Raw genomic sequence first — 14,793 nt, forward strand, 5'->3', positions numbered from 1 at the left:
TAGGATACTGTGCTTCGGTTGTTATGAAAGCGCAACGGGAAGGTGAATACTGAACCGTGCCGAACAATCAGGAGGGAAAACAGGAGAACGATACCGATAAGGCCGATCGCTACGGCCCTGCTACTTCATTGAATAATTACAGGAAATTAACCAGAGGTAACCGATGATTAATCCACCTGCCAGTGAAAAAGACAGAATCAATCCCGTGGTGTTTTACACCTCTGCCGGACTGATTCTGACATTTTCACTTGTCACCATTTTGTACAGCGATCTCGCTGCCGGCTGGATCCAGAGCGCCGTCAACTGGGTATCGTCCACCTTTGGCTGGTACTACATGCTGGCCGCTACGCTGTATATCGTCTTCGTCATCTATATGGCCTGTTCACGCTACGGCGCCATCAAGCTGGGCCCGGAGCAGTCCAAACCCGAATTCAGTCTGCTGAGCTGGTCGGCGATGCTGTTTGCCGCCGGCATCGGCATCGATTTGATGTTCTTCTCGGTGGCGGAACCGGTCACGCAGTATATGCAGCCGCCGGAAGGGGCCGGGCAGACCCTGGAAGCGGCGCGTCAGGCGATGGTGTGGACGCTGTTCCACTACGGTCTGACCGGCTGGTCGATGTATGCGCTGATGGGCATCGCGCTCGGCTACTTCAGCTACCGCTATAATCTGCCGCTCACCATTCGCTCAGCGCTCTATCCGATCTTCGGCAAGCGCATTAACGGCCCGATTGGCCACACGGTGGATATCGCGGCGGTGATCGGTACCATTTTTGGTATCGCCACCACGCTGGGTATCGGCGTGGTACAGCTCAACTACGGGCTGAAAGTGTTATTTGATGTGCCGGAAGGGCTGACGGCGCAGATGGCGCTGATTGTACTGTCGGTGGTGATCGCTACCATTTCGGTGACCTCGGGCGTGGATAAAGGCATCCGCATCCTGTCGGAGCTGAATGTCGCGCTGGCGCTTGGTCTGATTCTGTTTGTGCTGTTTATGGGCAAGACGGATTTCCTGCTCAACGCGCTGGTGCTGAACGTCGGTGATTACATCAACCGCTTTATGGGCATGACGCTCAACACCTTTGCGTTTGATCGTCCGACGCAGTGGATGAACAGCTGGACGCTGTTTTTCTGGGCGTGGTGGGTGGCGTGGTCGCCGTTTGTCGGCCTGTTCCTCGCCCGTATTTCCCGTGGCCGCACCATCCGTGAGTTTGTGCTCGGCACGCTGATTATCCCGTTCACCTTCACGCTGCTGTGGCTGTCGGTGTTCGGTAACGCGGCGCTGTACGAGATCATCCACGGCGATGCTGGTTTTGCCCAGGAAGTGATGGCGCATGCCGAGCGCGGGTTCTACAGCCTGCTGGCGCAGTATCCGGCGTTTAAGTTCAGCGCCTCGGTCGCCACCATTACCGGCATGCTGTTTTATGTTACCTCGGCGGATTCCGGCTCGCTGGTGCTGGGGAACTTCACCTCGAAGCTGAAAGACATCAACAGCGATGCGCCAAACTGGCTGCGCATTTTCTGGTCGGTGGCGATTGGCGTGCTGACCATGGGCATGCTAATGACCAACGGCATCTCTGCGCTGCAAAACACCACGGTGATCATGGGCCTGCCGTTCAGCTTCGTGATTTTCTTTGTGATGGCCGGGCTGTATAAATCACTCAAAGTGGAAGATCACCGCCGCGCCAGCGCCAGCCGTGATACCGCGCCCTATATTCCGGCGAGCAATGACCGTCTGAGCTGGAAAAAGCGGCTGTCGCGCCTGATGAACTACCCAGGCACGCGCTATACCCAGCAGATGATGGAAACGGTGATCTATCCGGCGATGCAGGATGTCGCCAAAGAGCTGGAGCTGCGCGGCGGTCGCGTATCGCTGGAGAGCGTTGCGCCGGAAGAGGGCCAGCCGCTGGGCTACCTTGATCTGCGCGTGCACCTCGGCGAGGAGCAGGATTTCGTCTATCAGGTGTGGCCGCAGCAGTATTCGGTGCCGGGCTTTACCTATCGCGCCCGCAGCGGTAAGTCGCACTATTACCGGCTGGAAACCTTCCTGCTGGAGGGCAGCCAGGGCAACGATCTGATGGACTACAACAAGGAGCAGGTGATTATCGACATTCTCGATCAGTACGAGCGACACCTGAACTTTATCCATCTGCATCGTGAAGCGCCGGGCAGCAATATCACTTACCCGAGCGTGTAACAGTGCGGGCAGCCGTGCAAGGCGGCTGCCCGTTTAATCACGTGGCGTTCCTCGCATAATTGCCAGCGGCAGCTAGACTCACTAGCTGACCTGAAGGGGAACATAATGAAATTGGGTTTTGCGTGTAAGTACTTTGATTCTGAGGCTAAACAGCCATTTCCATTTAAAACCACCACCCGCACACGCTTTCTCGCTATGGAGCGTAACGCGGCGGCCACGCTGCTACTGGCACTGGCACAAAATAACCTGCAGAACCTCTCTCTGACGCTGGAACAGCTGGCGCAGCAGCCGGATGCATTACGCATGATGCGCATCGGCAGCGATCTGCTACCGCTGTACACCGTGCCGCTGGCCACAGAACTGTATGGCGATATTCTGCCCGAGCTGCAGCCGCTGTTTAGCCGCTGCGGCGAATTGGCCCGCGCGCACAACATTCGCCTGTCGTTCCATCCCGGCCAGTATACGGTGCTGGCTTCGGATAATGATGACGTGGTGGATCGGGCGCTGGAGGATGTCGAGTACCATACGCTGTGCGCGGTGCTGATGGGCTACGGCAGGCAGTTTCAGGATTTCAAAATCAACATCCACATGAACGGCAAACGCGGTATTGAGGGTTTTCGCGCGGCGTTTATGCGCCTCAGCCCGGAAGCCCGCAATATGCTGACGGTGGAAAATGACGAAATTTCCTGCTCGCTGGATGACGTCTTGCAGGCGCGCGCGCTTTGTCCCGTGGTACTGGATATTCACCATCACTGGGTGAAAGAGAATCAGTTTATTCAGGCCAGCGATGCGCGCGTGGCGCTGATTCTGGAGTCGTGGCGCGGCGTGCGGCCGGTGCTGCACTATTCGATCGCCCAGGAAGGGCTGATCCCGGAGAGCGGCTTTCCCGATCAGGAACAACTGGCTGCCTCAAAGCCGAAGCTGCGCGCCCATTCTGACTACTATTTCAACCAGACGCTGAATGACTGGGCGCTGTCGTTTGATCGCTTCGACATCATGTGCGAAGTCAAAATGAAGAACCTCGCGCGCGATCGCCTGTATGACTATGCGCAGACGCGCTGATTAACTGCTTACGGCGCCGTGATCACAATGGCGACGCGGCGATTTTGCGCCCGGCCCTGTGCGGTGTTATTGCTGGCGACCGGCGCGCTCATGCCCAGCCCGCGCGTCACGATGTTTTGCCGTGGAATCGCCGCGCCGGTGGCCCACTGATCGGCCACCGCGTTGGCGCGTTTCAGCGACAGTTGCTGGTTGTAATCCGCTTTGCCGTAGTTATCTGTGTGGCCGTCAACGCGCAGATGTTCGATGCCGGTAGCGGCCAGGTTTTTCGCCATCTGCGCAATGCTGGCTTTGCTGGCGGGCGTCAGGTCAGATTCATTGATGCCAAATAGGATCTTATCGGACAGGCCCAGTCCCCAGCCTTCAGTGTTTTCGCTGAAGCCGGCGTCGCGCATCGCTTTAATCTGCGCGTCGCTAAAACGCCCGGTTGACTGACAGCCGGCACAGGCCAGCACCATAACCAGCAAACATGATTTCAGTTTCATACGCGTACCTTACTCATTCCTTTGTTTTTATACATGTGCATATCGGCGCGCTCCAGAATCGACGCCACCGAATCGCCATGCTGCGACCAGGCGTAGCCAATCGTCACCGATGTGGTGATCTGCGTGCCTTCCGAAATCACAATCGATTGCGCGATTGCGGTACGAATATCTTCCGTCAGCTGCTGCAGATCGGCTTCTGAGGTGCGGCTGGTAATCAGCATGGCAAACTCGTCACCGCCCAGCCGCGCCACCAGATCGTCCTGATACGCCAGCGCGCTGAGGCGCGCCGCAATGGCCTTCAACACTTCATCACCGGCGGCATGGCCCCAGTTATCGTTAATGCTCTTGAAGCGATCGCCGTCGAGAAACAGCAGCACAAAATTCTCATGCGCCAGCTGCTGATCCAGCAACTGCGACAGGCGGCCAACAAACGCCGAGCGGTTGGCCAGTCCGGTTAACGGATCCTCCAGCGCTTTGGCCGCCAGTGAACGGTTATCGCGCAGCAGCGAGGCTTTTAGCGTCTGCATTTCACTCAGCAGCGAGTTCAGATCTTCGGAAAACAGCTGAAACTCTTTGGTCGGATTTTGCGGTACGCGCGTCGAGAAATCGCCAGAGCGAATCACGTAATGGATGGCGCTGGTGATATTGCGCAGCGAGCGCAGAATACCGCGATGCAGAAATTCACTCAGCAGGCAGGAAATCACCAGCACGCACAGCATACCGATGGATAAAATCATCACCGAATAGCGAATAAAATCGGCTGCACCGCTGACGGTGCCGGCCAGCATTAAATGGCCGACCTGAGTTTCAGCGTGATTAATTTCCACCGCCAGCGGCTGCTGATAAATCCAGCGACGCAGTAGCGTTTCATACCAGCCGCTCTCTTGCTGGCGATCGTGCCAGTCCACCAGTACGGTATTGCCCGCCGTGACCAGCTTCGCGGAGGCAAACATCCCTTCATTGCCAAGCAGGGCTATTTTGTTGCGGGCATCATAGCTGTCTTCAAATACCGTCGCGGCGGTCAGGCTGGTGCTGAGTGTGGCGGCAATGAGTTCGAGGTTTCTTTTCTCATAGCGTTTAATAAACAGTAAAGACGTCGATGTCAGCAGCAGCCAGCACAGCAGTAATATCACGGCGGCATTGACGGTGCTGATACGACGCAACTTATTGCGAATCGATGATTTATCTTTTTTTATGCTATCAAACTTCATCTTATTTGCTTCCTTTGCGGGACAGCAACAACACGTCCGGGCTCACTCTGACACCGCTGCGCGCCAGCGAGTCAAGGTTGACGGAAAATGCGGTGTGATCGCGGTTAAAGATCAGACAAAAGGCCGCGCCAACCGCACAGTCCGGGTTGTTTTCCGCGATGGACAGGACGGCTTTACCCTGTAGCATCGCCAGCAGTTCAGTTTGCTGCTGCGGCGTCTGATCGCCGAAGTAAATGGCATCGCAGCGCTGGCGGCTGAGTTCGCTGGTCTGGTTAATCCACACCACGCTGAACGGCGTCGGGCCCTGAGGCTGCGCAAGGTGCTGTGCTGAAGCGAATACGCACAGCTGTGGCGGCTGTGTTAACTGGGGCCAGTGGCTAAAACTGATGATGCCGCTGACGATGCGGTTAGCCTGATCATCACGCTGAACCGCACTGTTTGCCGCCTGAGCAGCAGGAAAACAGAGGAGATAAATGAGAGAAAATACGGGAAGAAATGCGCGTAAGCCCTGCAACAAATAGAGCAGCTGGCTGTCGCCCTTCACCTTTAATTGTAGTTGTAACATAGCGCTATCTCTGAACAGCAACCGGGAAATAGTACCATCGCGCTGTACAAAAGAGTACCGCCGTACAGGCGCTGATACCGCGATCAGGCAGGGTAGAATAAATTCGTCAGGACCGGATTTAAATAGAGAGTTAAAAGAGTAATGAATAAAAACGCAGCAGAATAAGCGTATTAAGGCTGACTTCTGCCGGATATTCCCGCAGCAAAATTAGCGCAGCGGCGCGATTTTTCGCAAAATGAATTGTCCGGCGACGCCGGATATTCCCTTTGTGGCGCAATGGCCCTGAATTGAACAATCATTCAGTGCCATTCACCGCATTTTTTTAATTAAAATCCAAATCCCGGCCGTTGCTGGCAATGACCCGCTGATACCACCAGAAGGATTTTTTGCGCAGCCGGTTGAGCGTGCCGTTGCCGTGGTCGTCGCGATCGACATAGACAAATCCGTAGCGTTTACTCATTTCACCGGTCGACGCCGCGACCAGATCGATGCAGCCCCAGGTGGTGTAGCCCATCACCGGCACGCCGTCAGCAATCGCTTCACCCATGGCGCGAATGTGCTGTTGCAGGTAGCTGATGCGGTAATCGTCTGCAATTTCCCCGCTGGCATTGATTTCATCGTGCGCGCCGAGACCGTTTTCCACCAGAAACAGCGGCTTCTGATAGCGGTCGTACATCATATTCATGGTGATGCGCAGGCCAAGGGGATCAATGCCCCAGCCCCAGGCGCTGCGCGCCAGATGCGGATTGGTCAGCGACTTCACCACGTTGGCGGCGCTGCTGTTCTGTTCATTCATCTCTGCCGACGCGCAGCGCGAGGCGTAATAGCTGAAGGAGATGAAATCGACGGTGTGGCGCAGCAGTTCGCTATCGCCCTCCGCCATGACAATCTCCACGCCTTTCTCGCGGAATACCCGGGCGGCGTAAGCGGGATAAGCGCCGCGCGCCTGGACATCGATAAAGAATAAGTTCTCGCGATCTTTCTGTAACGCGGCCCACACATCTTCCGGCTTGCAGGACCACGGATAAAAGTTGCCGCCGGCCAGCATGCAGCCAATCTGATTCTGCGGATTGATCTCATGGGCGATTTTGGTTACCAGCGCGCTGGCGACCAGTTCATGATGCGCTGCCTGATATTTCACCTGTTCGTGATGTTCATCCGGCGCGAACACCAGACCGGCACCGGAGAACGGGCTGTGCAGCAGGATATTGATCTCATTGAAGGTCAGCCAGTATTTCACCAGACCATCAAACGCTTCGAAGCAGGTGCGGGCGTAGCGGGCAAAGAAATCGATCATTTTACGGTTGCGCCACGAGCCATATTCGGTGACCAGATGCATCGGCACATCGAAGTGACACAACGTGACCAGTGGTTCGATGCCGTATTTGCGGCACTCTTCAAATACGCTGCGATAGAAGGCAATGCCTGCCGCGTTCGGCGTCAGCTCATCGCCGTTGGGATAAATGCGACTCCAGGCGATGGAGGTGCGAAACACCGTGAAGCCCATCTCCGCCATCAGGGCGATATCTTCTTTATAGCGGTGATAAAAATCGATGGCGTCGTGGCTCGGATAGAACTCATCGTCGCGTAGCGTAAAGCGCGGCTCCAGCCCCAGCTTAACCGCCATGCGATGCTCGCCGTGTGGAATCATGTCCACCGTGGTTAAGCCTTTACCGCCGGCGCGATAACTCCCCTCTGACTGGTTGGCGGCTAACGCGCCGCCCCATAAAAATCCCGCAGGAAATGTCACTTCAGACATCACTCACCTCAATCACAGTCCATTATTAATTCGCGCTGACCGGCTTTGCCGCTTCCGGCTTACCGGGGCGCGGCGCGGTCTCCGTCACCGGAATATCTTCAAAGCCAAGAATCAGCGTCAGGATGAACGACAGCACCACTGACAGCACCATCACGCCAGCCACCCAGACGATGCTCATCGGGTTGGTGGGATCGAAAAACTGTACGCTGGTAAACAAGCCCGGTGAGGCCATCGAGTGGCTGGCGAGGCCGCCGATGCCGGCCACCGCGCCACAGATAAAGCCGCTGATCAGGCTGGCAATCAGCGGACGCTTCAGGCGCACCGCCACGCCGTACAGCGCCGGTTCGGAAATGCCGGCGACGATGGCGGAAGCTGCCGCCGCGAACGCCGTCTGCCGCAGTTCCGGATTTTTGGTTTTGAACGCCACCGCCAGCGATGAGCCGCCCAGTGACAGGTTGGCGCCAATTTCCGACGGCATCACCATGCCTTCTTTGCCGGTCTCAGCGATGGTCTGAATAATGGTCGGGGTAAACACGCGATGCATGCCGGTCATTACCAGCAACGGCCACAGACCGCCCATGATCGCCACCGACAGCCAGCCGAGATAACCGTGAATGGTGTACACCAGCGCCGAGATGCCGCTACCGATCCAGATACCGAGCGGGCCAATAAAGACGATGGCGATGGGGGCTGCAATCAGCACAATCAGCATCGGTTTAAGGAAGTTTTTGGTCACCGCCGGGGTAAAGCGATCGACCCAATATTCGATGTGCGACAGAATCCACGTCATCACCAGCGCGGGGATCACCGTGTAGGTGTATTTCACCGCGGTGACCGGCACTGAGGCGAATTCCACTACCTGACCCTGCGCCGCTTTGGCCATCAGGTCGATAAAATTGGGATGCACCAGCACGCCGGCAATGGCAATCGCCAGCGACATATTGGTTTTAAATTTCAGCGCCGCCGAAGCCGCCACCATCACCGGCAGGAAGAAGAAGGCGCCGTCACCAATCACATTCAGGATGATTAACGTCGACGAGCCTTTGGGCAGCACACCGCTCATCTCCAGCATCATCGCCAGCAGTTTCACCATCGATCCGCCAATGATCGCCGGGATCAGCGGTGACATGGTGCCGACCAGCGCATCGAGAATGCCCGCGCCGATACTGCGCAGCGTGATTTTCCGTTTCACCGGCGCGCTGCCGCTGTTGCCCGGCGTGCCGAGTTTCATCACTTCCTGAAAGGCGAGATTGACGTTGTTGCCGATGATCACCTGACACTGACTGTCGGTGTGCACCACGCCCATCACGCCGGGAATGGCTTTCAGTGTGGCGTTGTCGACGCGCGTGCTGTCTTTCACCACGAAGCGCAGGCGTGTCATGCAGTGGGTAACGGCTTCAATATTCTCTAATCCGCCGAGCGAGGCCACAATGGCTCGTGCGGCGTCAGCGTAGTTGGTCGCCATGAATGTTTGTCTCTGATTGTAGGGTAGAGGAAACGTCGGTTTCGTCTGGCTGTTATGTGTTCATGAGAAACCGGTTTCACAAAATCATGAACAGGCGCATTCATTCAGACAAGAAAAATCGCTATCTTCGTTTTAATTTTGTGATGTTGATCGGCTGACGGGCGGCGGGATCTTTAACCGCAGGCGCAGGGCGACAAGAAAATTCCCCGTCTTATTCATCGCTTAGGTACACTGAGGCGATGAGCAGCGAAGCAGAGTGAAGCATGGCAACCATACTTGAGGTGGCAAAAAAGGCCGGCGTGTCAAAAGCGACGGTGTCGCGCGTGTTGTCCGGTAACGGCTACGTCAGCCAGGAAAAGCGCGATCGGGTGTACCAGGCGATTGCCGAGACCGGCTTCCGGCCGAATTTGCTGGCGCGCAATCTGGCGACTAAATCCAGCCAGACCATTGGCCTGGTGATCACTAACACGCTGTATACCGGCAGCTATTTCAGCGAAATGATGCAGCATTCGGCGCGCATTCTTGAGCAGCAGGGCCGTCAGCTACTGCTGGTGGACGGCAAACACAGCGCTGAAGAGGAGCGTGCGGCGATTCAGTTTCTGCTCGATCTGCGCTGCGATGGCGTGATCATCTATCCGCGTTTTCTCACCATCGATGAGATGGACAGCATCATTGCCCAGCACCGCCATCCGATTCTGGTGATCAACCGGCGGCTGCGTCAGCACGACAGTTACTGCATCTACTCCGATCAGCAGCGCACCAGCGCCGAGGCGGTGGCGCAGCTGATTGCACTCGGCCATCGCGATATTGCTTTTATCACCGGATCGCTTGACTCGCCGACCGGGCGCGAGCGGCTGGCGGGTTACCACGCGGCACTGGCGCAGCATCAGCTGGTGGCGGATGACTCGCTGGTGGTGGAGGGCAAATGGCAGGCGCAGCATGGGGCAGCGGCAGTAGAAACGCTGCTGGCGCGCGGTAAATCGTTCAGCGCGCTGGTTGCCAGTAACGATGAGATGGCGGTGGGCGCGCTGAAAGCGCTGGCGGCGCATAACATCCGCGTGCCGCAGCAGGTGGCGGTGCTGGGTTTCGACGATATTCCGCTGGCGCCCTATACCATTCCGGCGCTGGCCAGCGTGCGCATGCCGGTGACCGGCATGATCGAGGAGACCATTGAACGCCTGGTGTCGATGCTCGACGGCGGCGAAATGCGTAACCGCAAAACCTTTGCCGGCGAGCTGATTCTGCGTGAATCCGTTGGTCCCGGCCCGTTTTACCCTGGCTGAAATCAGGCGTTAAGCAGCGCCTGCTTGAACGAATAGATGTGCACGCGCGCGGCGTCTTCTGCCCGTGTTACGTCACCCTGCGCCAGCGCCGCAATAATTGCGTCATGCTCGGCAATCACCTCCTGCATGTGCTGCGCGCTCGACAGGGTGGTTGCCCAGAAGCGCTGCGCCTGGGCGTGGATGATGCTGAGAATATCTGACAGACGACCGTTACCGGCGATGTCAGCCAGCACCTGATGAAATTCACGGTCCAGCAGCATCATCTGCTCACGATCGCGCGCCACGCTGGCGGCGGCGATGCGCTGATTCAGCGCCTGTAGCTGGGCAATCTGCGCCGGATTCACGCGCTGCGCCGCCAGCCGCAGGCACAGCGCTTCATTTACCAGCCGCACTTCAATCAGCTCTAGCGCATCGTCAATCGACAGCGGTGCCACCATCACCCCTTTACGCGGGATAATCTGCAGTAACCCTTCGGTCGCCAGCCGATGTACCGCCTGGTTAACCGGCGTGCGGCCCATTGCCAGATCCTCCATCACCTGCGCGGTATTGAGATATTCACCTGGCTTATAGCGCAGCGTAATCAGGCGATGCCTGAACGCCAGATAGGCCTGTTCATTCAATGAAACGCTTTTTTGTCCGGCCTGTGACTTCACATTTTCAGCAACTGAATCACTCATCACGCAGATCCTTATTGGGGTACTGAGACATCTTACACAAAAACCTGGCATGAAAATGGCTATCTTGAAATTGCAGTGAAATTTCACACGCATTTTTCATCAGGAGATCATCGCATGCATTTACGCTTTACAACCGACTCACAAGCCGCCCCGGTGCTGGATGTCGACATTAAGCAGCTGGTCATTGCCGGATGGGTTGGCCGCGACCAGGCGGCGGTGCTGCACCATATCAGGGAGCTGGAGGCGCTGGGCGTGCCCGCACCTGGTGCAGTCCCGCTGTTTTATCGCGTAGCCACCCAGCAGCTGGCGCAGCACAGCCCGCTGGAAGTGGTGGGCGAGCAAACCTCCGGCGAAGCCGAGCCGTTTGTGTTTTTCCATCGCGGCGAATACTGGGTGTCGCTGATTTCTGATCACACCGACCGTCACCTGGAAACCTTCAGCGTGGCACTGTCGAAGCAGGCCTGCGTTAAGCCGGTCGCCGGTCATGCGTGGCGTATGGCAGAGGTTGAGCCGCACTGGGATCGGCTGGAGCTGCGCGCGTGGATCAAAGTCAATGGCGACTGGGTGACTTATCAGCAGGGCACGCTCGACTCTCTGCTCACGCCGATGGATCTGCTGGCGCGCTACTTCGGCGATCGCCCGGTCAGCGAAGGCTTTGCGATGTCATGCGGCACGTTGAGCGCGATCGGCGGCATCCGTCCGGCCAGCGAGTTCCGCATGGCACTGCACGATCCGCTGCTGAATCGCACGCTGGAACACCACTATGTCACCGGCACGCTGCCGGTGATTGCCTGAGGAGACGCGTATGACCACCTTATGGCAGGCGAGCCAGCAACTGCGCGCCGGAGACCTCACTGCAAGCGCCGCGACGCAACAGGCACTACGCGCCGCCGAGCAGCCATCGGGCGAAGGCGCACGCGTGTTTACGCGGACCTATTCCGCCCGCGCCGTTCAGCAGGCGCAGCAGGCTGATGTGCGCTGGCAACAGCAACAGCCGCGCAGTCCGATTGATGGACTGCCAATCAGCATCAAAGACCTGTTTGATGTGGCGGACGAACCCACCTGCGCCGGCTCGCGCGTGCTGGCGGATGCGCCGCCCGCCGCGCGCGACGCGCATATCGTGCAGCAGCTGAAACAGGCCGGTGCCGCTATCGTCGGCAAAACCAACATGACCGAGTTCGCTTTTTCCGGGCTCGGTATCAATCCGCACTACGGCACGCCAGCTAACCCATGGCAGCGCGGCGAAAAACGCATTCCCGGCGGTTCTTCATCCGGCGCGGCGGTGGCGGTGGCCGACGGCATGTGCCTCGCGGCGGTCGGCACGGACACCGGCGGCTCGGTGCGGATACCGGCGGCGCTGTGTGGGCTGACCGGCTTCAAACCCAGCGCCAGCCGCATCAATCAGGCTGGCACGCTACCGCTATCGGCGGCACTCGACAGTATTGGCGTAATTGCCCATGACGTGCGCAGCTGCTGGCTGCTCGACAGCGTCATCGCCGATCAGCCTTTGCAGCTGGCAGAGCGTGATATCACGCGGGCGCACTTTGCGATTCCACAGACCCGGGTGCTGGACGGGCTGGATCTCGCGGTCAGCCAGGCGTGGCACCACGCGCTGGCACAGCTGCGCGCGCAGGGTGCCACGCTCACCGAGCTGCCGCTGTCTGAACTGGCGGAACTGGAAACCATGAACGCCCGTGGCGGCATCACCGCCTGGGAAGCCTGGCAGTGGCATCAGTCGCTGCTGCAGTCGCACGCGGCGGGTTATGACCCGCAGGTGCGGATGCGCATTGAGCGCGGCGCGTTGCTGAATGAGGACGACGCACAACTGTTGTATCAGCAGCGCGCCGACTGGCGGCAGCGGGTGGAGCAGGCGGTGGCACCGTTCGATGGCCTGCTGCTGCCCACCGTGCCGCTGATTGCGCCGACCATCGCCGAACTCGACGACGCGGAGCGCTATCGCCAGGTCAACCTGCTGATGCTGCGCAACACCAGCGTGATCAACATGCTGGACGGCTGCGCCATCTCCCTGCCTTGTCATCAGCCCGGCAGTGCGCCGGTGGGTCTGATGCTGGCCGCCACCCATGGCAACGATGCCGCGCTGCTCAGCTGGGCGCTGGCGCTTGAATCCATCCTGCAACGGAGTCTCTGAAAATGACACATCCTCACGGCATGCTGTTCGTCGCCACCAACGTCGCCGCTGAAAACGAAGCTGATTTCAATCAATGGTATGACCATGAACATGTCGCCGAGCGCGTCGCCATTGACGGCTTTCTCAGCGGCACGCGCTATCAGGCGCTGGATGCTGAACGCAAGTACCTCGGACTGTATGAAACCTGCTCGCTGGAAACCTTCACCAGCGCCGATTACTACGCCGCCTTCACGCGCCAGACGCCGTGGTCGGTAAAAAACCTGGATCGGATGATCAAACCGATGCGCCGCGTGTGTGCCATCACTCAGCAGCACGGTCAGGGCAGCGGCAGCCACCTTGCGGTGCTGACGCTACAGGCTGGCATTGAAACTGCAACGCTCAACGCCTGGCAGCAGCAGGTTGCCACGGTGCCGGGCTATATCGCCTCGCGCTTACTCACGCCGGACACCACGCTGAGCACGCCGCTGCCACAGGAAGATCGGGCGCAGCGTGCCATGCTGCCGATGCTGCTGCTCAGCTGTTCGTGCGCCGATGCCTGCCAGACACTGGCGGCGGCCGCGTCACAGGCGCTCAATGCCCGCGCTGAATTTTATGCGCTCAGCTGGCAGCTCACTAAACAGGAGATGGCTCATGGCGAATACTGATTCTACTCTGCCGCACGCCGCGCGTGCCGCAGCAGGGAAAACCCACACCGGCCGTCTTGCCGCGGCCAGCTCCATCGGCACCGCGCTGGAGTGGTACGACTTTACCGTTTACAACATCATGGCGGCGCTGGTGTTTAACCATGTGTTTTTCCCCAGCTTCGACCCGCTGGTCGGCACTATTCTGGCGTTTTCAACTTACGCCGTGGGTTATGTGTCGCGTCCGGTGGGCGGTTTTATCTTTGGCCATCTCGGGGATGTCGCCGGACGCAAGGCAGTATTAATCACCACGCTGGTGATCATGGGCGTGACCACGGCGCTGATGGGCATGCTGCCCGGTTATGCGCTGTGGGGCATCTGGAGCCCGATTCTGCTGGTGGCGCTGCGCTTTGTGCAGGGCATCGCGCTGGGCGGCGAATGGGCCGGCGCGGTGTTGCTCTCCATGGAGCACGGCGAAGCCAGTAAGCGCGGGCGTAACGCCTCGTTCGCCCAGGTCGGGCCTTCCTGCGGTACGCTGATTGGCACCGGCTTTATCACTTTAGTGACGTTGTCACTCAGCGGCGAACAGTTTCAGGAGTGGGGCTGGCGCATCCCGTTCCTGCTCAGTCTGCTGCTGGTGATGTTTGGGCTGTGGCTGCGGCGCGGCGTGGAAGAAACCCCGACTTTCGTGGCGATGCAGCAGGCGGAGAAAACCAGCCACACGCCGCTGAAAGAGGTGTTCCTGCGCTATCCACGTGAACTGCTGATCGCCGGCGGCTCGCGCATCGGCTCTGACGTGCTGTACGCGCTGGTGGTGGTGTTCACCCTGACTTACGTCACCACCGTACTGCAGCTGCCGCGTCCGCTGGCGCTGATGGCGACGATGGTCGGCGCGATTGGCAACGCGTTGACGGTGCCGCTGTTTGGCGCGCTGTCCGACCGCCTCGGCCGCCGTCCGGTGTACATTGCCGGCGCGCTGCTGGCTATTGTCTGGTCGTTTGTGTTTTTTGTCCTGCTCGACAGCACTCAGCCGTGGCTGATTGTACTGGCGGTGGTGATTGGCCTGCTGATTCACGCCATGATGTACGGTCCGCAGGCGGCGTTTGTCACCGAGCAGTTCCCCAGCCACGTGCGCTATGCCGGTTCGTCCCTGGCCTATACGCTGGCCGGCATCATCGGCGGCGGTTTTGCCCCGCTGATCATTACCTCGCTGTACAAAGAGCTGGGCAGCACGCTGTGGGTGTCGCTGTACGTGACGCTGGCGCTGGCAATTACTTTGTTTGCCTTATGGAAAGCCAAAGAAACCGCGCACCAGTCGCTGTAATC

13 protein-coding genes are annotated in these 14,793 nt (G+C 58.5%); 7 read left to right on the forward strand and 6 right to left on the reverse strand.

Annotated features, from left to right (window positions below):
• Positions 1-163: 163 nt before the first annotated feature.
• On the forward strand, positions 164-2,194 hold the full coding sequence (locus AC6I7J_RS20015) for a choline transporter (RefSeq protein ID WP_021509525.1): 2,031 nt from the start codon (positions 164-166) through the stop codon (positions 2,192-2,194).
• A 105-nt stretch (positions 2,195-2,299) separates the two neighbouring features.
• Positions 2,300-3,256 carry a UV damage endonuclease UvsE gene (locus AC6I7J_RS20020; protein ID WP_058775077.1) on the forward strand — a complete coding sequence of 319 codons (957 nt, stop codon included), beginning with the start codon at positions 2,300-2,302 and terminating at the stop codon, positions 3,254-3,256.
• 8 nt (positions 3,257-3,264) lie between these two features.
• Here the strand turns inward: AC6I7J_RS20020 and yfiB are convergent, their stop codons facing one another.
• The 5 genes from yfiB to ascF all read right to left on the reverse strand — a co-directional run bounded on the left by yfiB (position 3,265) and on the right by ascF (position 8,738).
• On the reverse strand, positions 3,265-3,738 hold the full coding sequence (gene yfiB / locus AC6I7J_RS20025; RefSeq protein ID WP_414057147.1) for an outer membrane lipoprotein YfiB: 474 nt from the start codon (positions 3,736-3,738) through the stop codon (positions 3,265-3,267).
• A complete protein-coding gene (gene dgcN / locus AC6I7J_RS20030; protein WP_058770539.1) occupies positions 3,735-4,949 on the reverse strand; it encodes a diguanylate cyclase DgcN/YfiN in 1,215 nt (404 codons plus the stop codon). The genes yfiB and dgcN overlap by 4 nt, the downstream gene beginning before the upstream one ends.
• A 1-nt stretch (position 4,950) precedes the next feature.
• Positions 4,951-5,514, reverse strand: coding sequence for a regulatory sequestration protein YfiR (gene yfiR, locus AC6I7J_RS20035; RefSeq protein WP_058775074.1), 564 nt, complete (start codon positions 5,512-5,514; stop codon positions 4,951-4,953).
• A 322-nt stretch (positions 5,515-5,836) separates the two neighbouring features.
• The gene (locus AC6I7J_RS20040) at positions 5,837-7,273 is read right to left on the reverse strand and encodes a 6-phospho-beta-glucosidase (RefSeq protein WP_222987078.1); all 1,437 of its coding nucleotides are present in this window, start codon (positions 7,271-7,273) and stop codon (positions 5,837-5,839) included.
• 25 nt (positions 7,274-7,298) lie between these two features.
• Complete coding sequence (gene ascF, locus AC6I7J_RS20045; protein ID WP_136546574.1) at positions 7,299-8,738, reverse strand: PTS cellobiose/arbutin/salicin transporter subunit IIBC; 1,440 nt, start codon at positions 8,736-8,738, stop codon at positions 7,299-7,301.
• 263 nt (positions 8,739-9,001) lie between these two features.
• Here ascF and AC6I7J_RS20050 point away from each other — a divergent pair, with 263 nt between their 5' ends.
• Positions 9,002-10,021, forward strand: a complete 1,020-nt coding sequence (locus tag AC6I7J_RS20050) for a LacI family DNA-binding transcriptional regulator (RefSeq protein ID WP_238562282.1) — start codon at positions 9,002-9,004, stop codon at positions 10,019-10,021.
• Between the two features lie 2 nt (positions 10,022-10,023).
• On the opposite strand, the gene AC6I7J_RS20055 is transcribed toward AC6I7J_RS20050, so the two are convergent.
• Positions 10,024-10,698 carry a GntR family transcriptional regulator gene (locus AC6I7J_RS20055; RefSeq protein ID WP_498007420.1) on the reverse strand — a complete coding sequence of 225 codons (675 nt, stop codon included), beginning with the start codon at positions 10,696-10,698 and terminating at the stop codon, positions 10,024-10,026.
• A 114-nt stretch (positions 10,699-10,812) separates the two neighbouring features.
• On the opposite strand from AC6I7J_RS20055, the gene AC6I7J_RS20060 reads away from it, so the two are divergent.
• Genes AC6I7J_RS20060 through AC6I7J_RS20075 form a run of 4 tightly spaced genes read left to right on the forward strand, consistent with a single transcriptional unit; the run spans position 10,813 to position 14,791 of the window.
• Positions 10,813-11,493 (forward strand): DUF2848 domain-containing protein, encoded by a 681-nt coding sequence (locus tag AC6I7J_RS20060; RefSeq protein ID WP_104093575.1) that lies wholly within the window; start codon positions 10,813-10,815, stop codon positions 11,491-11,493.
• A gap of 10 nt (positions 11,494-11,503) precedes the next feature.
• On the forward strand, positions 11,504-12,847 hold the full coding sequence (locus AC6I7J_RS20065; protein ID WP_498007421.1) for an amidase: 1,344 nt from the start codon (positions 11,504-11,506) through the stop codon (positions 12,845-12,847).
• A gap of 2 nt (positions 12,848-12,849) precedes the next feature.
• Positions 12,850-13,491 (forward strand): hypothetical protein, encoded by a 642-nt coding sequence (locus tag AC6I7J_RS20070; RefSeq protein WP_498007422.1) that lies wholly within the window; start codon positions 12,850-12,852, stop codon positions 13,489-13,491.
• Complete coding sequence (locus AC6I7J_RS20075; RefSeq protein WP_021509513.1) at positions 13,478-14,791, forward strand: MFS transporter; 1,314 nt, start codon at positions 13,478-13,480, stop codon at positions 14,789-14,791. The genes AC6I7J_RS20070 and AC6I7J_RS20075 overlap by 14 nt, the downstream gene beginning before the upstream one ends.
• Positions 14,792-14,793 lie beyond the last annotated feature (2 nt).

This window comes from Type-C symbiont of Plautia stali, from assembly GCF_059730935.1.